This is a genomic window from Acinetobacter sp. Ac_5812, from assembly GCF_013072695.1.
Classification (GTDB): domain Bacteria; phylum Pseudomonadota; class Gammaproteobacteria; order Pseudomonadales; family Moraxellaceae; genus Acinetobacter.
In genome coordinates this window covers 193030-215722 of record NZ_LXUK01000027.1, presented here as the reverse complement: position 1 = coordinate 215722, position 22693 = coordinate 193030, and the positions used below count along the sequence as shown (strand labels likewise).

17 protein-coding genes are annotated in these 22693 nt (G+C 40.6%); 10 read left to right on the top strand and 7 right to left on the bottom strand.

What is annotated here, in order from left to right; translation table 11 throughout:
- Positions 1–2 precede the first annotated feature (2 nt).
- The 8 genes from astB (at position 3) to posA (ending at position 12319) form a co-directional block, all read left to right on the top strand.
- Positions 3–1343 (top strand): N-succinylarginine dihydrolase, encoded by a 1341-nt coding sequence (astB, locus tag A7P55_RS21300; RefSeq protein ID WP_171553702.1) that lies wholly within the window; start codon positions 3–5, stop codon positions 1341–1343.
- Positions 1344–1376: 33 nt separating this feature from the next.
- Complete coding sequence (astE, locus tag A7P55_RS21295; protein ID WP_171553701.1) at positions 1377–2351, top strand: succinylglutamate desuccinylase; 975 nt, start codon at positions 1377–1379, stop codon at positions 2349–2351.
- 172 nt (positions 2352–2523) lie between these two features.
- Positions 2524–4014, top strand: a complete 1491-nt coding sequence (locus A7P55_RS21290) for an amino acid permease (RefSeq protein ID WP_252727912.1) — start codon at positions 2524–2526, stop codon at positions 4012–4014.
- 315 nt (positions 4015–4329) lie between these two features.
- Positions 4330–4980 carry a paraquat-inducible protein A gene (locus A7P55_RS21285; RefSeq protein ID WP_171553700.1) on the top strand — a complete coding sequence of 217 codons (651 nt, stop codon included), beginning with the start codon at positions 4330–4332 and terminating at the stop codon, positions 4978–4980.
- The gene (locus A7P55_RS21280) at positions 4977–5756 is read left to right on the top strand and encodes a paraquat-inducible protein A (RefSeq protein WP_171553699.1); all 780 of its coding nucleotides are present in this window, start codon (positions 4977–4979) and stop codon (positions 5754–5756) included. Before A7P55_RS21285 ends, A7P55_RS21280 begins: the two co-directional genes overlap by 4 nt.
- Before the next feature lie 39 nt (positions 5757–5795).
- The gene (locus A7P55_RS21275; RefSeq protein ID WP_167515406.1) at positions 5796–7454 is read left to right on the top strand and encodes an MlaD family protein; all 1659 of its coding nucleotides are present in this window, start codon (positions 5796–5798) and stop codon (positions 7452–7454) included.
- Entirely contained in the window at positions 7451–8152 is a 702-nt protein-coding gene (locus A7P55_RS21270; protein ID WP_171553698.1) for a PqiC family protein, read from the top strand. The genes A7P55_RS21275 and A7P55_RS21270 overlap by 4 nt, the downstream gene beginning before the upstream one ends.
- Positions 8153–8320: 168 nt before the next feature.
- Positions 8321–12319: a delta-poly-L-ornithine synthetase PosA gene (gene posA / locus A7P55_RS21265; protein WP_171553697.1), complete on the top strand. Its 3999-nt coding sequence runs from the start codon at positions 8321–8323 to the stop codon at positions 12317–12319.
- An 89-nt stretch (positions 12320–12408) separates the two neighbouring features.
- On the opposite strand, the gene A7P55_RS21260 is transcribed toward posA, so the two are convergent.
- Complete coding sequence (locus A7P55_RS21260; RefSeq protein WP_171553696.1) at positions 12409–13173, bottom strand: hypothetical protein; 765 nt, start codon at positions 13171–13173, stop codon at positions 12409–12411.
- 160 nt (positions 13174–13333) lie between these two features.
- Between A7P55_RS21260 and A7P55_RS21255 the strand changes: the two genes are divergently transcribed.
- On the top strand, positions 13334–13894 hold the full coding sequence (locus tag A7P55_RS21255; protein WP_171553695.1) for an undecaprenyl-diphosphatase: 561 nt from the start codon (positions 13334–13336) through the stop codon (positions 13892–13894).
- A gap of 119 nt (positions 13895–14013) precedes the next feature.
- Here A7P55_RS21255 and A7P55_RS21250 read toward each other — a convergent pair whose 3' ends face one another.
- From A7P55_RS21250 to tssH, 6 genes are read right to left on the bottom strand one after another with little or no spacing between them, the layout of a single operon-like run.
- Positions 14014–14982, bottom strand: a complete 969-nt coding sequence (locus A7P55_RS21250) for a M15 family metallopeptidase (RefSeq protein ID WP_171553694.1) — start codon at positions 14980–14982, stop codon at positions 14014–14016.
- Positions 14983–14985: 3 nt separating this feature from the next.
- Positions 14986–15606, bottom strand: coding sequence for a hypothetical protein (locus tag A7P55_RS21245; RefSeq protein WP_171553693.1), 621 nt, complete (start codon positions 15604–15606; stop codon positions 14986–14988).
- A gap of 10 nt (positions 15607–15616) precedes the next feature.
- Positions 15617–16423, bottom strand: coding sequence for a type IVB secretion system protein IcmH/DotU (icmH, locus tag A7P55_RS21240; protein WP_171553692.1), 807 nt, complete (start codon positions 16421–16423; stop codon positions 15617–15619).
- 10 nt (positions 16424–16433) lie between these two features.
- A complete protein-coding gene (gene tssK, locus A7P55_RS21235; protein WP_171553691.1) occupies positions 16434–17798 on the bottom strand; it encodes a type VI secretion system baseplate subunit TssK in 1365 nt (454 codons plus the stop codon).
- A gap of 16 nt (positions 17799–17814) precedes the next feature.
- Positions 17815–18912, bottom strand: coding sequence for a type VI secretion system protein TssA (gene tssA / locus A7P55_RS21230; RefSeq protein ID WP_171553893.1), 1098 nt, complete (start codon positions 18910–18912; stop codon positions 17815–17817).
- 25 nt (positions 18913–18937) lie between these two features.
- Entirely contained in the window at positions 18938–21604 is a 2667-nt protein-coding gene (gene tssH, locus A7P55_RS21225; protein WP_171553690.1) for a type VI secretion system ATPase TssH, read from the bottom strand.
- A gap of 374 nt (positions 21605–21978) precedes the next feature.
- Between tssH and A7P55_RS21220 the strand changes: the two genes are divergently transcribed.
- The gene (locus tag A7P55_RS21220) at positions 21979–22686 is read left to right on the top strand and encodes a hypothetical protein (RefSeq protein WP_171553689.1); all 708 of its coding nucleotides are present in this window, start codon (positions 21979–21981) and stop codon (positions 22684–22686) included.
- The last annotated feature ends 7 nt before the right edge of the window (positions 22687–22693 follow it).

Sequence of the window (22693 nt, the reverse complement as noted above, 5' to 3'; positions counted from 1 at the left end):
AAATGTCAGGTTATGAAATCAATTTTGATGGTTTAGTGGGGCCGACGCATCATTATGCAGGCTTATCGTTTGGTAATGTTGCATCGACCAAGAACCGTAATAATGCGTCAAATCCTAAACTCGCAGCTAAGCAAGGCTTAAAGAAAATGAAAGCCCTTGCTGACTTAGGCTTGAAGCAAGGTGTGTTTGCCCCACAAGAGCGTCCGCATGTACCAACGCTACGCCGTTTGGGTTTTACCGGCAGTGATATTGACGTGATAACCCAAGCCATGCGTACTGCGCCAGCTTTATTATCTTCGCTGAGTTCGGCTTCTTCGATGTGGACGGCCAACTCGTGTACGGTATCACCATCGGCAGATAGTGCTGATAAACGTATGCATTTTACCGCTGCAAACTTAAATAATAAGTTCCATCGATCAATTGAGCATCATACGACTACCCGTATTCTTCAAGCCATGTTCAATAATGATGTATATTTCGCGCATCACGAAGCACTGCCTGAAGCCGCTTTGTTTGGTGATGAAGGGGCAGCCAATCATAACCGTCTTGGTGGTGGATATGATCAGGCGGGTGTACAGGTCTTTGTTTATGGACAGCAACAACTGGGTGGAACAGTTGCACCGCAGAAATTCCCTGCGCGTCAAACCCGTGAGGCAAGTGAAGCGATTGCACGTTTGCATCGTCTGGATGCGAAACGCACCGTGTTCATTCAGCAAAATCCAGATGTGATTGATCAAGGTGTATTTCATAACGATGTCATCGCCGTGAGCAACCAGCAGGTCTTGTTCCACCATCAACAGGCATTTTTGAATCAGGCTGTGGCCTTGGATGAAATCCGTCACAAGATGGCAGGGATCGAACAAGATTTTATCTCGATTGAAGTCCCTAATAATCGTGTCAGTGTTGAAGATGCAGTCTCGACTTATTTATTCAACAGCCAGCTTTTAACCCGTGCAGATGGTGGCATGAGTATTGTGGTACCTGAAGAATCACGTCACAACAAGGCGGTATGGAGCTACTTGAATGACATGATTCAAATGGGTACGCCAATTGATGACATCAAGGTATTTGATTTGCGTGAAAGTATGCGTAATGGCGGTGGACCTGCATGTTTGAGATTGCGTGTTGCAGTGAATGAGGCTGAACTGAATGCGGTGAATCCAAACTTATTTATGAATGATGCATTATTCAAAACACTGAATCAGTGGGTCGATCAGCATTATCGTGATGAGTTAACACAAGATGATTTGGCTGATCCAAGCTTGTTGATCGAGAGCCGTACTGCACTCGATGAGTTAACCAAAATTTTAGCTTTAGGTTCGGTTTATCACTTCCAAAGATAAACAGTAAACAACGGCTTTTAAGGATGAAAGTACATGGTTGATCTATTAACGTTGACTTTAACGCAACGAATGCCTGTGCAGATGCAAGGTGAGACGACGGGATTTACATGGCAGTGGTTAGGTGAAGGGCTACTGCAATGTACACCGAAGACAAACTATGAAAAGACCATGCTGCTTTCTGCTGGAATTCATGGCAATGAAACGGCACCTATCGAGCTATTGGACCAGATTATTCATGATCTATTTGCCGAGCGTTTAACGCTTGCAGTACGGGTACTGTTTGTGCTGGGGAATCCTGAAGCGATTCGACACGGATTGCGCTATTTGGAAAATGATATGAACCGCATGTTTTGTGGTGCCTATCAGCAATTAGCCCAAGATCAGGAAACCGAACGGGCTGCTCACTTAGAGCAAGTGACAGCACAGTTTTTTGAACAAAGTCAGCCGCAGGCACAGCGTTATCACTATGATCTGCATACTGCAATTCGTGCTTCATTGCTGCCCGTTTTTGCCCTATTTCCATATCAAACACATGCCTATGATGAATTCCTCATCCAAAGTCTAGAGGCTGCTGATTTGGATGCTTTGGTCTATCACAATGCCGCAGGCAAAACCTTTACTCACTTTACGGCTGAAAAATTTCAGGCAGCCAGTAGTACTTTGGAGCTAGGTAAGGCCAAACCTTTTGGGACCAATGATTTAGTCCAGTTTGCCAGTACTGACCAGATGTTGCGCGCAGTCCTTGCAGATCAAGCATTGCCGATTAGACAGAAATCCGACATTCGACAGTTTAAGGTGGTGGATTCAGTAGTAAAACAAAGTGAAGATTTTCAACTCAAATTGAGTGCTGACGCACCAAACTTTTCTACTTTTCAGAAAGGTGAGTTGATTGCAATACAACAGGCTGGGGATTATGTTGCGCATGATCAACAAGTCTGGATTTTATTTCCAAACCCTAAGGTAAAAACAGGGCTTCGGGCTGGACTGATTTTAAAAGAAATTGAATAAGCAGTCGCCGCTTTAATAGTTTAACTGTCGGCAAGGAATAGATGAAATGGAGTTTGAATATGGATGTTCAATAGAACAAAACGTGTCAAAGAATATCGTTTAGATATTCGTTTTTATGAAAGTGAAACAGCAAGGACAGGTTGTCATAAGAATACAGTTGGAGTGACCGTGTATGAGTAACAATAACGAAAAGACATTTCCCTCAGGCCAAGCCCTGAGTGGACAATATGTACCACAGCAGGATGTTGCCAGTTTATCGCAAACTTCGAGCGCAGAGATTGAGGTGGGTAAACCATTGAAACGTGCCATGACCAAGCGTCATCTGGTCATGATTTCTTTAGGTGGTGCAATTGGAACAGGGCTGTTTTTAGGCTCTGGTGATGTCATTTCTCAGGCTGGTCCAGTCGGTGCGATTCTCTCTTACCTACTGGGTGGTGTAATTGCATACATGGTGATGTTGTGTTTGGGTGAACTCGCTGTACAAATGCCAGTTTCTGGTTCTTTTGGTGAATATGCCAGAACCTATATTGGCCCAGGCACAGGCTATATGATCACATGGTTATACTGGCTGACGTGGACTGCAACCTTAGGAACTGAATTTACAGCCGCTGCTTTATTGATGCAGGAATGGTTTCCGTCTATTTCCATGTGGACCTGGACCTTATTATTTGCAGGGCTGGTATTTAGCTTGAATGTCAGTTCGACACGGCTATTTGCTGAGTCAGAGTTCTGGCTATCTTTGGTTAAAGTCCTGACCATTATCTGTTTTATTGGATTGGGTTTAGCCGCTATCTTTGGCTTTATTTCTTATCATGGGCATGAGTCTGCACCGTTGTTCAGTAAGTTGACGGAACATGGCTGGTTTCCAAATGGTATTTTCCCAATTTTTGCGACCATGTTGATCGTGAACTTTGCATTCTCAGGTACAGAGTTGATTGGTGTCGCGGCAGGTGAAGCAGAAGAACCTGCGAAAACAGTACCTAAAGCAATCAATGCTGCGATTTGGCGTTTGTTGATTTTTTTTGTGGGTACCATTGTGGTGATTTGTGCATTACTGCCTTATGAAATGGCAGGTATAAATGCCAATAGTGTCAGCAATAGCCCATTTGTTACCGTATTTAATTATATTGGGATTCCATACGCAGAAGACATTATTCGTTTTGTGATTATTACGGCACTTTTATCTGCTGCAAACTCAGGTTTATTTGCTGCATCGCGGATGATGTGGTCATTGTCTGCAAAGAATCAGTTACCGAAGGTGTTTTCAAAATTGACCCGTTCAGGCACACCGATTATCGCGATTATTGTGACCATGTTTGGCGCGATTCCAGGGTTATTATCGGAACATTTTGCACCTGAAACAATTTTCAAAAATTTATTGGGTGTTGCCGCTTTTACCATGGTGGTGGTATGGATTTCGATTTGTGTTTCCCAATTTAACTTCCGCAGACAATGGATCAAATCGGGTAAAACAGTCAAAGACTTAAAATTTGCTGCACCATTATTCCCACTCACCCCGATTTTAGGAGGTGTGTTCTGTGTGATTACCTGTATCAGTATGGTGACCGATCCATCAATGCAAGTCGGTTTTGTCTGTTGTGTATTATTTATTATCGCCTGTTATGCGAGCTACAATATTTTTTATAAAAACAAAGCCATTTAAATAACATTTTTATTTAAAAATAAACGTATAGACGAATAGGTTGTAGGCGTGATCTGCAACTTATTCGTCTTTTTTATGTATGATGATAGGGCGATCTCTCGGTCGGTGATAGACTACCTATGCCTGAGCTTTGCTCTTTCAGATAAAGACTGAATAAGCCATCAATCGATATGATTAAGAATGCTTTTAGATGATGATTTGTTTACATATTGTGTAAGAAATATAGTCCTTGGTTGTGATTGCAAAAATAAAAGGTATAAATGGGTTAAGTCGATTTCTTAAACAACAATGAATCTGTGTAATGAGTTTGACTTTATGGCGAATAAAAATAATCCATCCTTAGTGATTGGTCAGCAAGTCAGACTCACTGAACTGGCGGGTTGTGAAGAATGCGATGCAATATATCGTAGGGTTGAGCTTGCATCGGGTGAACGAGCATATTGCACCTGTTGTGGTGCGGAGTTATATCGTCGAAGTCGATCTTTTTCGTCTTTGCTTGCCTTAGTCATTACCGCTTTGATTGTTTTTGTGATTGCCAATAGTTTTCCCATCGTTATTGTTGAGCTACAGGGCAATACCTCGCAGACCACTTTAATCGGTGCTGCATGGACCATGTTTCATATTGATCGTGCATTGGTCGGTGTTTTAATTCTGATTACCACTTTTATTGTGCCTTTGGTTGAACTGTTATTGTTGAGCTATGTGCTTTTCTTTATTAGTGTGTTGAAGGTTAGGCCTCAATTTTTGACTTTGGCACTGAGAGCCTTATTTCTGTTTCGGACATGGGGAATGGTTGAGGTTTTTTTAATTGGTGTACTGGTAACCTTGGTCAAACTTGTGGGGATGGTCACCGTCATTCCTGGTGTTGCACTGTGGGCATTTACATTATTGAGCGTGCTTTTGGTCTATATTGCTTCGGTCAAGATTAAAGATATCTGGGATGAAGTTGATCGGAGTTTGGGATGAAGCAAAAACACGACCATGACACCGAGATCGGTTCAATTGTAGAACACCTTTCCGATGTTGATTTACAGATCAAAAATTATGTCAGAGCAAAACAGGTCGGGCTCATTCAATGTCATTGCTGTGGATTACTAAATTCTGTAGCGACTCATGCAGATCAGCACAATCATGTTCAATGTTCGAGATGTAAAAGCACCTTGCACTCGCGTAAACCACAAAGTTTAAATCGTACTTTTGCTTTGGTGGTCGCTGCAGCAATTTTATATATTCCAGCAAATGTGCTACCCATGACGGTAACAGATTCTTTGTTGGGGCGTCAGCAAGATACCATTATCAGTGGTGTGATCTATTTTTGGCAAAATAGTGATTATCTGGTGTCCGTGGTTATTTTTATGGCCAGTATTTTTATCCCGATTTTAAAATTATTGATTCTGATTTTTTTATTAATTTCAGTCTATATGCAGTCATCATCGAGATGGCATTTTACCCCTGAACAATGTGCGCTGATGTATCGTATTGTTGAATTTATTGGGCGGTGGTCGATGATCGATGTTTTTGTGGTTGCATTGCTGACTGCATTGATTCAAATTCAGTCATTGGCAACTATTTTGGCAGGACCTGGCGCAGTTGCTTTTGGTGCTGTGGTGGTGTTAACCATGTTTGCTTCACTCAGTTTTGATCCAAGAATTATTTGGGACAATTATTTCAAGGCGCGTCACGCGAATGCGCAACAATCAAATCATTTGAAAGGAACGGCGATTCATCAATTAAAAAGTTAAGATTGACGATGAGCCTTATTTTTGACCTATAAAAGAAAGATCACTATGTCAGAAAATACCCCGAATAGCCAAGATTCTGAAGAAAACACTACGGTGTTGACGCAGAACGATGCAATCTTTGACGAACCTGAAAAAAAGAAGGGACGTTGGAGACCTGCGCTCATTTGGCTGGTTCCATTTGTTGCGCTTTTAATCGCACTTTCGCTTGCAGCAAAAGCCGTTTTGGATACAGGTCCAACCATTGAAGTGTCTTTCCGAACAGCAGAAGGCTTGGTTGCAGGGAAAACCACGGTACGCTATAAGCAGGTTGATATTGGTTTGGTTCGACAAATTGATCTTTCGGATGACCGATCTCATGTCATTGCCAAAATCGAATTACGCAAAGATGCCAGTAATTTTGCTGCCAAAGATTCGCGTTTTTGGGTGGTGAGACCTCGAGTAGGAACGGGCGGTATTTCTGGGATAGATACCTTACTCTCAGGGGCATACATTGAAGTCGATGGGGGAAAGGCTGAGCAGAAGCAAGAGAATTTTACTGGGCTTGAAGTTCCACCTGTCGTGTCATCGGATATTCCAGGTAAGGTATTTTTCTTAAAAGCACAGGACTTGGGATCACTTGATGTTGGCGTGCCGATTTACTATCGCAGAATTAATGTCGGGCAGATTACGGCATATAAATTGGCAGCTGATGGAAAAAGTGTTGAACTACAAACCTTTATTCAATCTCCTTACGATAAGTTCGTAACCACAGATGCACGTTTTTGGCAGGCCAGTGGGGTCGATGTGACCTTAAATGCATCAGGATTTAATCTGGATACGCAATCGCTTGCCAGTATTATTGCGGGTGGTATTGCCTTTGGTTATCCAGAAAATTCTGCTGGTGCTATTGCACCAGACAATAGTTATTTTACTTTGTCTGATTCTCGCAAAGAGGCCATGAAAGAGCCTGATGGTAAGCCGCGTCCAATTATTATGTACTTTGATCATTCGCTTCGTGGTTTAACCGCGGGTGCACCAATTGACTTTATGGGTATTGAGATTGGTAATGTCAAAGCGATCAACGTCGAATTTGATCAGTCTTATACACATTTAAGAATGCGCGTGGATGCAGTGATTTATCCATCGCGTTTAGCGCATGGCAAAGAGCTTGATCCAGATGGCGAAATTTTTAAATATTTTATTGAGAGAGGTTGGCGTGCGCAGATGCGGACGGGTAATTTATTAACAGGTCAGAATTATATTGCCTTTGATAAGTTTCCAAAAGCCAAAGCCGCTTCTTTAATCACGAGACCAGATGGGCGTGTTGAAGTACCGACCACGGCAACAGAATTGAGTGGCTTACAGGCACAAGTGTCCCAAATCGCGGATAAAGTGAGTAAGTTCCCACTCGAAGAGATTGGGCAAGATGTTCGTAAGACGCTTAATAATATGAACACCACCATCGAGTCGACAGACAAACTGGTGAAACAGTTGGATGGCAAAGTTGCACCAGGCTTACAAGCGACGCTGAATGATGTACGTAAAACCATGCAATCGAGTGAATCCATTTTATCTAGTGATGCACCAATGCAGCAGGATGTGCGTAAAGCATTGCAGCAAATGACTCGAGCTGCGGCATCCTTACAATTAATGGCTGATTATATTGAACAGCATCCTGAATCGCTGATTCGGGGTAAAAAAGCAGAGGCAAACAAATGATAAGAACAATCATCGCTAAACATTCATCTGCTGTAGCCGGAGTGCTCAGTAGCGTGAGCATCTTATCTGCTGCTGTATTGCTCACCGCTTGTTCGGGTTCACTCACACCGAATTATTACACCTTGGCAAGCAAAGTCTCTCCATTGCCAAGTTCAAAGGTCAAGGTCATTGAAGTATTGCCTGTTGGATTACCAGATCGTATCAATCGTGCGCCTATCGTGATACAGGATGCAGCAGGTAAATCTAAAATCATGGAAAACGAGCGTTGGACGTCCACGCTTGGAGCTGAATTAAGAGACAACCTGTCTGCTGGTCTACAGCAAAAGCTTGGTGCGGTTGACCGTTATAATAGCGGTATGGTGGGTGGCAAGGTGTCTTATCGTGTCGCAACCGATTTTGCACATTTTGATATCATTAATACATCCGATATCGCGAACAAAAATGTTGAAGTTTCGGTTGCGTGGATCATTAAGCGTAATGATCCAAATATCACCCTAGATCAAAACTCAACCCAAAATCAGCAGTTGGCATGTCGTATGACCTTTACTCAGCCAGTATCAAGTAAGAACAATCAGATACAAGATATTGTGAGTGGTGCGAGTAGTTCATTAAGTCGAGTGATTGATGCAATGGCATTGTCAATTGTGTCCTTAGATGCAAAAACCTCACCCAACATAAATGGGGTAATTTGTTCATAATTTGACTGAAAAGTGGTCGGATTGATCATTTTTGTTTTGTTCAGGTTTTATTGTTTATTCAGACATCACACTTTAATGTTGTTTTAAGTTGCTCTCTTTAATTTACCAGCTAATACGAACACCTCATTTCGTCTTTGGCTAAATCAAAACATTAAAGAGAGCATAAAAATGAATCAATGTGTGATGAGCGCAAAAAATATTATTCGTGGTAAGCACCACCCAGAATTTTTACAGCATGAAGTCCTTGCTGATATTTTTATTCAGACGGCACAGACATTTCCAGAAAAAATTGCCTTGATCGAGGCGGAACAAAAGCTGAGTTATGGCGAGCTCTACCAGCAAGCCTTGGTCATGGCACAGCATTTAACCCTTAAGGGGGTAAACGCTGGCGATATCATTGGCTTATGGCTGCCGCGTGGTATCGAACTATTAAAATCACAGTTAGCAATTTGTTTAAGTGGTGCGGCTTGGTTACCATTTGATATGGATACCCCCGCAGATCGAATCGCCGTTTGTCTTGAAGATGCTGCTGCGGTGGGCATGATTACCAGTGATGAATGGTATGAACATCTACAAGACGTCCCACAGAGCAAATGGACCAATACTGAATTACAGCGACCACTGCATGAGACTGTGGAATTAGCCAAAACTACGCCTGAACAGCCTGCATATATTATTTATACCTCGGGTTCAACAGGAAAGCCGAAAGGGATTGTGATCACCCAGAAGAATATTTGTCATTTCCTGCGCAGTGAAAACAGTATTTTAGGGATTCAGGAACAAGACAAAGTCTATCAGGGTTTTTCTGTTGCTTTTGATATGTCCTTTGAAGAAATCTGGTTGTCTTACCTCGTTGGAGCAAGCTTGTGGATTGCACCAAAATCCTTAGTGAGCGATCCAGAGCGACTCTGCCAAACACTAAAACAACAACAGATTACCGTATTACATGCGGTACCCACCTTGTTGGCGCTATTTCCTGAAGATGTCCCGAACTTGCGCATTATCAACTTGGGTGGGGAAATGTGCCCTGATTCATTGGTTGAACGTTGGGCCTTACCGCACCATCAAATGTTTAATACCTATGGACCGACTGAAACGACAGTATCGGCTAGTTTAGAATTATTACAGCAGGGTAAGCCCGTGACCATTGGTAAGCCATTACCGAATTATGGCATGTTGGTGATTAATGCAGAGCGAGAGTTATTGGCTCAAGGCGAAACGGGTGAGCTGTGTATTTTTGGTCCAAGTGTGGCACAAGGTTATTTAGGCCGAGCTGATTTAACCGCTGATAAATTTATTGAGAATCCTTGGGCAAATAATGAGGATGAAATCAGCTTGTATCGCACAGGAGACCTCGCCAAAATTGATGAATTTGGTCAGGTGCATTGTTTGGGCCGTGCTGATGATCAAATCAAAATTCGTGGTTTCCGAGTTGAACTTGGTGAAATTGAAGCAGCACTATGTGATCTGGATGGAATTGGAACGGCAGCAGTTATTCTAAGAGCTGAAGATGGTATTGATCAGCTGATTGCTTTTATTGCACCTGAGTTGGAGGCAAAACAAAGCATTGAGGTTAAACAGCTTCGACATCATCTGAGTCAGCGCTTACCGCCGTATATGGTGCCAAATCGCTTTGAAATTATTGAAGAAGTGCCACGACTATTATCTGGGAAAATTGATCGTAAGGCATTGAAGGCTCGCCCATTAACCAGTGTGATTGATCGGAGTGAATCAGACCAGCCACAGAATGAAGCTGAACAGATTTTATTTGAGATTCTAGGTCGTTTATTTCCGAATATCCCAATTAAGTTAGACTCAGATTTTTTTGATGATCTCGGAGGTCACTCCTTACTCGCTGCGGTATTGATCTCGAATTTACGTGAACACCCTCAATATAGCCATCTAACCATTCAAAGCTTATATCAGGCCAGAAAAGTTGGGGCGATTGCAGCTTTAATGTTAGAACAGCCTGAACCTTCCTTATTTGATCGTCAGATTGGGCAAGGTAATCCACGCAATCAAAGCTATAAATGGCTGTGTGGAATTGCACAAGCGGTGACGATTCCTGTACTGATCTCGATCAATATTCTGCAATGGTTGGCACCATTCTTTACTTATCACTATTTCACTGGGGGGACACGAGACAGTATTCCTTATGCGATCGCGCTGTCGTTATTGGTTTATATCAGTGTGATTATTGCCAGTTTTGCAGTTTCAATTACGGTAAAACGTTTACTGATGTTAGGGGTTGGCGCAGGTCGTTATCCATTATGGGGAATGACCTATTTCCGTTGGTGGTTAGCTGATCGGATCAGCAGTATTTCACCTGTGTATTTACTGTCTGGTTCAACCTTACTAAATTTATATCTCAAAGCACTTGGGGCGAAGATTGGGCATGATGTCACCATTAGCTCTGTGCATATCCGTATGCCATCACTATTAAAGATTGAAGATGGGGTCAGTATTGGATCTAATGTAAATCTGGAAAATGCTAAGGTGGAACACGGGCAGTTGGTATTAGGTTCAATCCAACTCAAACAAGACAGTTATGTAGGATCTTATGCAGTATTAGAAGAAAATACCGTGTTAGAACCGCAAGCGCATGTCAATGCTTTAACCTCAATTGAATATGGCACGACGGTACCTGCAGGCGAAATTTGGGATGGAACACCAGCGAAAAAAATAGGCCATATTGATGAGTTAGAATCATTGGCAGCACGTCCAAAATTATCTTTAATGCGCAAATTTTCTGAATATGGCTATTACAGTGTCAGTGCTTTAATCATTGCGTGTTTGTTCTTTATCCCGATTTTTCCAAGCTTTTTATTGGTCGACTGGTTAGATGTCAATGTGTTTAATATTGACCCCAATAATCATGTGCAAATCGCGCTGTATTATTTCATTCTTGCCATTCCTGCCAGTGCAATGATGATGGTGATCACTGCATTGATTTCATCAGCTATACGTAAAGTGGTGTTGCCGCGTTTAGAGACAGGCACTTATGCCATACATGGTGGTACTTATTATCGTAAATGGTTCGCAGCTCAGATTTTAGAAACCAGTTTACAGACTTTACATGGCTTGTTTGCAACCTTATATGCTCCGACATGGTTCCGGATGTTGGGCGCAAAGGTGGGTAAAAATACAGAAATTTCAACCGCTACAGGTGTGATTCCTGAAATGTTGACCCTAGGTGAAGAAAGCTTTATTGCAGATGCGGTGATGTTGGGCGATGAGGAGATTAAAGGCGGATGGATGTCGTTAAAATCTACTCAAATTGGGAATCGTAGTTTTGTTGGGAATAGTGCCTATATCGCGGATGGTACGGTATTACCGGATAATGTCTTGATTGGCGTGCAATCGAAAACGCCAGATAATCGAGAAATGTATTCAGGTCAAACATGGTTCGGTTCGCCACCTTTATTGTTGCCAGCGCGTGAAGCAGCAGCGCAATATCCAGATCATCTGACCTTTAAACCAAGTATCAAACGCCGTTTCATGCGCGGGTTGATTGAGGGTTTACGTATTGTATTACCGACAGCACTCGCCATTGGTGTAGGTTATATGATTGTTTTAGAAGTGATTGATGTCATTAATGACTATAGTATTGCGATGGGGCTATTGGCTTTAACGATGGCTGGACTGTTATATGGTGTCGGTTGTTTTGTCATCGTGACCGTATTGAAATGGGCTTTAATTGGACGTTATCAACCACGTTCAGCACCAATGTGGACCATGTTCGTTTGGTTAAGTGAAGGCATTACCAGTCTTTATGAATCTGTTGCGATTCCGAACTTTTTGAATTACTTAAGAGGGACACCGATGTTGCCTTTCTTCTTGCGTCTTTTAGGCGTCAAGATTGGTAAGGATGTCTATTTGGATACGGCTGATATTACTGAATTTGACTGCGTGAAGATTGGAGACCGTGCAGAATTTAACAGTTTCTCTGGACCACAAACGCATTTATTTGAAGACCGCATCATGAAAATTGGTCAAGTCAATATCGGCAGTGATGTCGTAGTGAATTCGCGTAGTATCATTTTATACAATGCCAATGTGGCTGATCATGCGGTATTGGGTCCACTGACATTGGTAATGAAAGGAGAGAATATTCCTGCAAAATCAGCATGGATTGGCTCACCTGCAGTACCTTGGAAACATAATTAATTTATTTCTAAGTGATCACTAAAAGGGATAAGAAAATAATTTTTCTTATCCCTTTTCTATATGTGCAGTGAAGAGGACTGAAGAAAGATTTAATGCGCTGTTGAAGCCAGTTTGGATTTAAAAAACACTAAACAGACAAGGATAAAAGCCAATAACACAAAAGAAGCACCGAATCGACTTAAATCCAGCCCACCATGATCAAGTGGTTTATCTAAGAAGTCACCTAAGACAGCACCGAGAGGTCTGGTTAAAACAAAAGCTGACCAGAATAAAAATGTTCTAGAGATTTTGGTCCAATAATACAAGACAATCAAGACAAGCAGTAATGAACCAAAGATCAGGGCAGCCCCTGTATAACCTAGGCCTTGGGTATCTGCTGTCCAGTCACCAAGCGCTGTTCCTAGGGTTTGAGAGAACATAATAGTGACCCAGTAAAAGGCTTCGGTCTTTGCGGACTGGACACTGTTCACTGCAATGTTGCCACAGCTCCAATACCAGATCGCAAGCGAGCTAAGCAGTAGGGTGAGTAAAATAATACTCCCCCCGAGATAGCCTATGCCTAGAGAGCGATCGACATAATCAGCAATGGTGGTTCCCAGTGTTGTGGTTGAGATAATGGTTGCCCAATATAAGAAGGGTTTGTATTGTTTGGCTTTCATTTGCAGTGAAACAAAGCCAATAAAAATAATAGAAAAAATACATGTACTTAAGATATAGCCCAGATTGAGCGACATTGATAAAGCATCGCCAGCCGTTTCACCGAGTGTTGTGGCTGCAATTTTTATAATCCAGAACAGCAATGTCACTTCAGGCACTTTGCTTAATACTTCGGGTAGCCTATTTTTGTTATCCATAATTCACTCCAATTTAAGGGTAGATCAAATTTAGGATTTTTTTATTAATAGCGACTTAAAACTAAATTGTAATTTTGTTTGGTTTTTTAAGAGTATTTAATTTTATTTTAAGCTGATATTTTTATATTTGCATCGTCAAAACATCATGGAACGATTGACGATGTCAATTGAAACTATCGATATCAGCTTATTTAATTGGATTAACTCGGTTGCAACTCAAAATCCTATTTTAGATAAAGTTGCATTATTCGCATCACATAATTTAATTGCAGTATTATTTGTATTTTTAATTGCTTCATTGTTTTTTAAGGATAAGAAATATCGAGTGCAGTTTATCAAGATGCTCATTACCATCGTTGCTTCATTACTCGTGACTCAGATCATTCATGCGGTCTACTACCATCCACGTCCTTTTGACATGGGAATCGGACACATCCTGACAGGACATGGTTCATCTTCTTCATTTCCAAGCCAGCATACCTTGACGGTGGCAACCATTGCTTTTTCCTATCTACTTTCAGGATATCGAAAAATAGGCAGTGCAGCTTTGTTATTGGGCTTAATTGTAGGTTGGTCCAGAATTTATATTGGTGTTCATTTCCCTTTCGATGTACTGGGATCATTTGTGATTGCTTTTATACTGGTATCGGGGGTGAATATCATATTTAAGGAATTTATTTTTAAAGTTAAAAAAACAGTTGCTATATCTGTTATTGATTAAGGTAATTTTAATTTTAGTATGCTATATGTTTAATTAAAATATTTAAATTTGATGTTGAAATAAAGCCTATCTATATAAAGGGGGAGGTTTTATTTTATTTAATTATGTTCTAGATATATTTAAGACTCATCTGCTCTTGCAGTTAATTGACCTTCCGCAGTCAGTTGTTCTGCCATTTCTTTGGTTTTTCTTAAACCCGGCATACGGTACTCAGTATGGCCATAATCTTTAATCGATTTCCAGCGACCGCCCCAAGTCAAACCAACGGATTCAGCCACTTGCCCATAGAGTTCATAACCACGCATCGCCCAAGGATCACGTTCCGTAATGACCACTTTGCCATTGCGTTTAAAGGCAACATCGGCAGCTAAACCGAATTGATGATAGCTTTGGTAACCTTTGGCGCGGGTTGTATTCGGATTCCCCGCCAACATATTCTGGCGGTTTGGACTACGGTAACCCTCCAGCAAGACCAACTCATAACCGTGTTGCTCTTTCATAATTTTAAAGACCATGAGCAGGCGTTGCTTATAACGAGGATTGATTTTGTCCCATTTACGATCAACCAAGGATGAATCTAAACTGCCATGTGAATGTGTAAGTGGAATCTCAATTTGAGAGGCATCAATACTCGGATCTGTCGGGTGCTGTGCTTGATACGCTTGTTCTAGACGGGTTGCTTCGACAATTGCATCTTGGATCAGTGTATCGTCAACATCAGGTGGAGGGCTTAGCATTTCACCATTAAGTAAGGTGTAAATTTGTGGATCTGTTTCTTTTAAATACTCGGCTTCAATTCGTGTGGAATTGATCGGGCGGGTAAACGCAAAAATCAAAATACTGGCAAATAAAAAGAAACCAGCGATTAAAATCCACCACTGCTGTAAATGCCAATGTGATTGCAATTTTTCTGGCGAAGCTGCTTGATGCATATGTTCTGCGAACTGCATGGCATTAACAATTTTCTTTTTGCTACTCGGTAATAATGAATGCAGTAGCTGTTTGCATTTATAGCGCAGCTCGTAAGACATGAGCAGCGTTAATCCGATCGCGACAGCGACGAAGCAAAAGAAAATAAGAAAAATCATGCTTTATTGCAGTTCATTCACAGCAAAAGGCTTTTGTGTGACTTTGATTTGTACCGTTGCCTCAGGTGCTTCCGCTTCTACCTCAGGTGTTTTAGCAGGCGCGGTAGTCTTTGTTGTTTGAGGAGCAGTCTTAACTACTTTATTCGTTGCTGCAGGGACTGCTTCATTCTTCCCAGAAATAGGTTTGGTTGGCGCTACAGCTTGTGCGGATTTTGCATTTGGCTCATTGGCAAATGGGGAAACGTGCTGTCCAGTCGGTGTTGGTGCGGCGGCTGGAGGTGTGCGTTGGAAGAATTTATTTAAATCATTACTACCGGGTTGAGTGAAATTATTATCCTCTACTGATTCGGCTGTTTCATGATGACTAGCTGTCGTTTCCTCTGAGCTTTGAGTTGTCGTTTTGGTATTATGGGCTTGAGCACGATTATTTTCTTCTACAGCTTGCTCTTGTTGCGTTGTAGCTGTATTGGTTCTACTCGAGTCCGTAACAAATAACAGAAAGAAAACCAGTGCTGCAAATATAACTCCTGAAATAAATCCAATCAGTAAATAAATGACAGGCGATAAGGTTTTTTTCTTATTGGTCTGTAATATGCGTAAAGAAGTTGCTCTTTCCTGAGTCATACGTGATCAACTAAGGCAAATGGATGGTGATATGTGCTTCTTCAGCAGGTGCTGAAATCACATTTTGATATGGGTTTAAAGTATTCTGGTTTTGCTTTGATAACATAAACTTAAGTCCAGCAAAGGTCAGTGCAGCAAACATGAGTAAGAAGATCAGAATCCAGAAAAAAGGCAATTCATGATGAATAATATGTTTAATTTGATCAGGAATTGCTGCAAATGGAGAAAAAGCTGCTTTTTTCCCTTTGAGATAATCAATCTCATCACCAACCCGAGCGACAAGATGGTTTAAGCTCTCAACTGATTCCAGACGATATTTTCCTTGAAAACCGAGTAATAAGCAGTAGTGGAAAACTTCAAGCGAAGCTAAACGCTCTTTACCACGACTGCGCAGTTGTTCCAAGATTTCAAAAAAACGATAACCAGCCAGTTGCGAGCCAAATAAACTCAATTGAAGTGGACTAATCAGCCAAGTATTTTGCAAGTTAAAGTAAGCAGGATCTTGTTGCGTAGCAATGGTTTCATCAATCAATGCACAAAATGCATATTTCGAATCATGAATATCATCAGCAGAAAATTGTAAGCGTTTGGCTTGTTGCTCAAATCGGTTCAATAAATCTACAATTTTTTCACGAAAATCATTTGGATTCGATGGGATATAACGGTTACGAAGCAAGAAGACTAAATAAAAACCGTCATGTAATAGATCAATCAAGTTAGTTGTTTGCACTTTATTTTGTGGTTGGTCAGACGTAGGGAAGCCTGAACCAATTTTTCCATCATCAAATAAAGAAGGGATGCCTGTTGGTTGAGTCATTGTGATTCTCTTAACTATTCATTACGGCAATGAGTTCAATACTGATATCTTGGAATCCAGCGGGTACATAGACACAGATCGATTCTGACTCAAGCATGCGTTGATACAATTCGTGATGTGGTTCGATTTCAAAATAGCTCACTCCAGAACGTACTGGAATTGCAGTTGGCACCTGCATTAAATGATGGAGTGGAACCGCTGGAAGAGCGGCAATAACACGTTGTTCTACATCAATTGTGCTACCCACTTTAAAGCGCAATGGAACGATTTGGATCAATTCATGGGTTTGCATCATGCTGCTTGAAACCGCGATATAGAGACGAGTGTCACGGGTAATTTTGTCAGACTCAAGACTACCAACCCAATACGATGGTCGTGTTTCTTTTAAAGCAATGCTGAAATAACGGCTCGAAATAATGGTGTCTAATAAATCTCGCAGGATGAGATCAAGCTGCTGAAAACTGTCTTGTAACTGATGATGTTTATACTGTGGCAAATGATCCACATCATAGGCAGTAGAGAACGTCAGTAAAGAACCCGTTAAACGTAATAATTCTGAGAATAAACGTTCAGGGTGAATGAGTGGGTATTGGAGTAAATGATTCAGTCCTGCATATGCCGTGTTTAAAGCATTGATCAACCAGAACGAAACAATATCACCTGAACGGAACTCAATCAGTTTCTGTTCATTTTCACGGTTATTACTTTGAATCATCTTAATTTTTGCCTTAATCACGTTCAAGGTACGTTTTAGGTTGTTCATTAAAGATTCTGACGCAGCAATATGTAAAATTGGCGGAATAAACTTATTATCTAATTCAAAATGACCTGAGCTTTGGCGTTTAATTCTAGCGACAGGGACATATAAGAAACCATCTAAATTTTGGCTCGGCTGAATATGTTGTTCAAGCAGCTTGAATTCGGCACGACGACGCAACAGATTTAGTTCAGCAGGGCTGGCATCGGTAAACAGATCATGAGTTTCTGTCAAATAGTTATGATAGCGACTAGAAACTGAGCGTGTTTCATCCGCGATATTCTTCTTATTGGCTTGTAAGATTGGGAGCGCCAAATAAACCGTCATCTCACCTTGTAGATTAAGATCATCCAGCAATAATGGCTCTGGCAATAAGTCTTGTGCAGGAGCGTGATAAATCTCGCCGTCTTGCCAAATGATTTCGACTTCTTGGAGTGCCAGAATATGGGTAGAAAGTTGAACCTCGTCAAATTTTAACTTTTGTACGCCATAGGCATGTGGAATCATCGCCCGAATCGTATGATTCAAACGTTGTTCATGATAGGTATCTTGGATCTGAAAATGCTGAGGACGTAAAAATAAGCCTTCACCCCAAAGAATCTTTTCTGCTTTAAACATATGTATTTACCAACAATTATTCGTATTCATTCTTTGGCTGAACACCAAGAGTGTCCTGTAGCATTTGTAAAGGATGCTCATCCTTAATCACCTGAGTTAACCATTCATGTAATGGCATCTGACTCCATTTAATCGTTTTTTGCAGCATATAGCTGACAGGGCTATGTGGCTCATTTTTCTGAAAATAAGTGGCAATTTCTTGTAGTACACGCATGGCCTGTTCACGGTTTTCGACATGCGATTGGACTTGGGGTTGGAAAGACAGTTGGTTTTGGGGTGCAGTAGATTGTGTCGTCACGGGTTGTACCATCGGCGTTGTCGATGTTTCGATTTCTGTCATGACAGTTTGAGTTGCCTGTTCAAACAGATCGGTCTTATAAATCTTTTTCAGCGTGATATGAATGGTGTCTAAGCTTGAATCGATTGCCGCAAAACTCGGTGAGTCTAAACCAAGCAGGGCATCTAAAACCTGTTTCAATGTTGCCCATTGTTGCAAGATTTCATTAAAACGTTGATAGTTTTGACGCTGAAAATTTTTATCTGTATTTGATAAGGCTTGTTCAAATTGCTCTAATTCTGTTGAACCACTTGAACCTTCATAATCATCGCTTTGTTTACGACGGATATTTTCGTGATAAAGAAAGTTGTCGTAGTCGAGCAAATGATAATAAGGCGCATGATTGATCAAAGAGACTTTTTTGATCAGTAGTGGCAGTTGGTTAATCAAGCCCTGTAATAAGCCAATACGTTGATCCAGATCCTCATCTTCAACTTCGGGATGTAGTGTTAACCAATATTGTTCTAATAAGCGATGACTGAGTTCCAGACTTTTGGAAACTCCTTCAAAACCATAAAGATTTGCCCAAGCTTCAGACAACCAAGTAAGTAAACGGATATCTTTACTTTTCGACTGGAGTAAATCTATAGATGTCATTGCGACAAAGTCCCAATCGGCCTGTTTGGGTTCAGTCACCCAATCACCCTGATCAAGCAGTACATCATCTTGGGTCTTTGCTTTTTTAATCGCATGGAACTCATTTGAAAATGAGTAATCTTCACCACAAGGTGATTGCTCATTAATTGGCGTTAGTAAAGATAAAATATCCATATGCATCACAAATTTGGCTCAATCTTAAAATTTACACTTCAGCTTTGGTTTTTTTACTCGAACGTTTCTTGCTTACTTTCTCAGCAGGATCTAATTGATAGGTAATTTCATCATCTTTGCTATCAATCACTATCAGTTTTGGTAACTTATGTTCAGCTAAAGCCACTAAAATTTCAGTTGCCAATGCAGGAAGGACGGTTGAGTTGAGGATGTTATCCACATTTCGCGCACCACTATCCACTTCAGTACAACGGCTTAACAGCAACTCGATTAAATCATCAGAATACTGAACCTTGGTTGCATACTGCTTTTCAATACGATCAACAATTTTCCCAAGCTTGTGTTTAATAATCCGAACCAATAACTCATCATGCAGTGGGAAGTAAGGCACAATGCGCATACGACCAATAAAGGCTGGTTTAAACTGCTTATATAAACTTGGTTTTAGATGTTCGATTAAGTCTTCGGCATGTGGCCATTCTTCTACAGGTTGATTTAAGCATGCCTGCATAATTGCACTTGAGCCTGTATTTGAGGTCAGGATGATTGTGGTGTTTTTAAAGTCAATCACACGACCTTCGCCATCTTCAAGCATTCCCTTGTCGAAGACTTGATAGAATAATTCTTGAACATCACTATGTGCTTTTTCAATCTCATCTAATAGCACCACACTATAAGGATTGCGACGAACGGCTTCGGTGAGAACACCACCTTGACCATAGCCGACATAGCCAGGAGGGGCACCTTTTAACGATGAGACAGTATGTGCTTCCTGATATTCAGACATATTGATGGTGATGAGATGATTTTCGCCGCCATACAGCTCATTGGCGAGCGCAAGGGCAGTTTCAGTTTTACCCACACCACTTGGGCCAATCAATAGGAACACACCTTGTGGTTTATTAGGATCTTCTAATTTTGCTTTAGAGGTTTTAATGCCTTGCACCAATTGAGTAAGCGCATAATCTTGACCCATGACGCGTTCGCCAAGCTTGTCTTCAAGGCTTAGAATTTGTTTGATTTCATCATTCACCATTTTCCCAACAGGAATACCGGTCCAATCTGAAATGATTTCATTGATGATTTGTGCATTGACACGTTCAAATACCAAAGGTGTTTGACCTTGTAATTGTGCTAAATCCGCTCTTAGTGAAGCAATGTGTGTCTTATTGTCCTGTTCTGTATGTGCATTCAATTGCTGGATTTGTTTAACCAGTGCTAATTCTTGCTGCCATTTAGTTTCAGTGTCTTGAATTTCTTTATCTAAGTTTGCAAGTTGCTGATTAAGATCATCTAACCGTTCATGATGGATCGGGAACTGTTGATGTTCGTGGCTAATAATTTGATGTTCTAATTTAAGATTATGTTGTTGTGCTTTGAGTTGATCCAGAATCACAGGTTGTGCATTCTGAGTTAAAGCAACACGGGCAGAAGCGGTATCGAGTACGCTTACTGCTTTATCTGGGAGTTGGCGACCACTGATATAGCGATGAGAGGCTTGAACTGCAGTAATAATGGCTTGATCTTCAATATGCAAATTGAAGTGACTTTGCATCACTGGAATCATGGCGCGTAACATATCGATCGCCACTTCTTCGGTCGGCTCTTCAACTTTGACCACCTGAAAGCGACGGCTGAGGGCTGCATCTTTTTCAAAGTATTGTTTGTACTCAGCCCAAGTTGTAGCAGCAATGGTTCTTAATTCTCCACGTGCTAATGCCGGTTTGAGTAAGTTTGCGGCATCATTTTGTCCAGCTTGCCCACCAGCACCAATCATGGTGTGTGCTTCATCAATAAATAAGATGATTGGGTGAGCAGAGGCTTGTACTTCTTGAATCACTTGTTTTAAACGATTTTCAAACTCACCTTTAACGCTTGCACCTGCTTGTAACAGACCCATGTCTAAACTATGAAGCTGTACATTTTTGAGTGCTTCGGGTACTAAGCCTTGTGCAATTTTTAAAGCTAATCCTTCAACAACAGCAGTTTTACCTACACCAGGCTCACCCGTCAAAATTGGATTGTTTTGACGACGACGCATCAAGATATCCAGCATGAGTCGGATTTCAAACTCACGACCAATAACAGGATCAATACCCCCTTGTTTTGCTTTTTCAGTCAGATTAATCGTGTATTGATCAAGGGCAGGTGTTTTTGCAGCAGTGACGGTAGATTCAGTATTTGATGTTTGTTCAGCATTGTTAGAGGTGTTTTCTGTTTGTGGTTGTTCGCTACTTTTTTCACAAATATCGAGAAACTTATGTTTCATTGTGTCGATTGGAAAACGTTCAAATAAGCTTGATGCTCTAAATGCGATTTGTTGTAAATCAGGCGCAGTTAACAATGCTATCAATAAATGACTACTACGTATTAAAGGCGTTTGTTCTGCAGAAGCGAGTAACCATGCTTGTTCAAATAACCGAATGATTGATTTTGCAAAGATGGGCGTACGGGTATTACCTTTAGGTAAAGAAGCAATGGTTTCTTTTAAATCAGTAATTAAGGCATCAGCAGAGATATTATTTTTTTTTAATAAAATGTGTAAATCATTGACTATGTTTTGATTTAATAATTCAACGAATAGATGTTCAATCTCAATTTCATAATTCAATTGGTTAATACAATAGTTTGCAGACTTTTCTAATGCAGTACGAGTAGGAGCTGATAGTTTTGTAATTAAAACTTTTAAGTTACTCATTTATTACTCACAATAATTTTTAAATACCAAGCGCTATTTACTAACTTCTAACTTGGTATGGTTGTTTTTGCTAGAAATATTTTTTGAATAAAATCAAAAACTTAATATAACTCTGCTCGAGTATACAGATTATTCTACAACAAAAAATGTCACTTTTAAACAAAAAATGCACTAGTTTTAAATTTTTTTTTACAGGAATGTCTGTCATGAAAATTTAATAATGTTAATAAACGTAACTAGTATTGACTTTGTATGTGTTTTTTTTGTTAAATTCGCGGAAATGATGTAAATGTACAAAAATTGACGAGTAAGAGGGTTTTTTAACAATAATTGTCAGCTCTTCAATTATAAGTTAAATAATGACGAGGCATATTTTGAAAAAAGGTATTGTAATATCAATTCTTTGTATAACAGCAGGTTTAATCGGTAATTCTGCTTTTGCTGATGATAAAGAAATAAAACCAATTAAGTTAAAAAGTAAATGTCTAAAACAGAATCCGTTGGCAGTAAACCAAACGGATCATGCTTTATTAGATATTTATCAACAAGTTTGTGACAAAGATAATGCTTCGCGTGTAAACGATTTATTGGCTCAAGCAGCAATGCGTATGTATGAATTAAAGCAACCGATGAATGCTTTAAAACTGGCAACGCAGTTACAAGAGCAAAATGTACGCGGTGCTACTTTAACGGATGTTACTTTTTTAGCCAGTGTTCAAATTGCCAATGAAGCATTGCAACATATGCGCTCAAGTGAAATGCGCTATTTGAGTAATGAGCTCACTTATCCACCAGCAAAACAGCTCAGTGACAGCATCCGTGTTGCTTTACCTGCTCCAGATACCTCAACGAGCAAGGCGATCACCGATGAATCAGTAAAAAATGAGATGCGAAATACGTCGACCAATAACACAACGCGACGTACAACGAACAGAAAAGTACGTACAACTCAACCAACACGTAGTACTGTTACTCAAACAGTTGCACCGGTAAAACGTCAAACGGCTGTAACACCAATAGTTAGCAAACAACCAAATACTGTTCAAAAGGCAGGTTCGAATCCATTCGATTCGTTGAAATAATAATCAA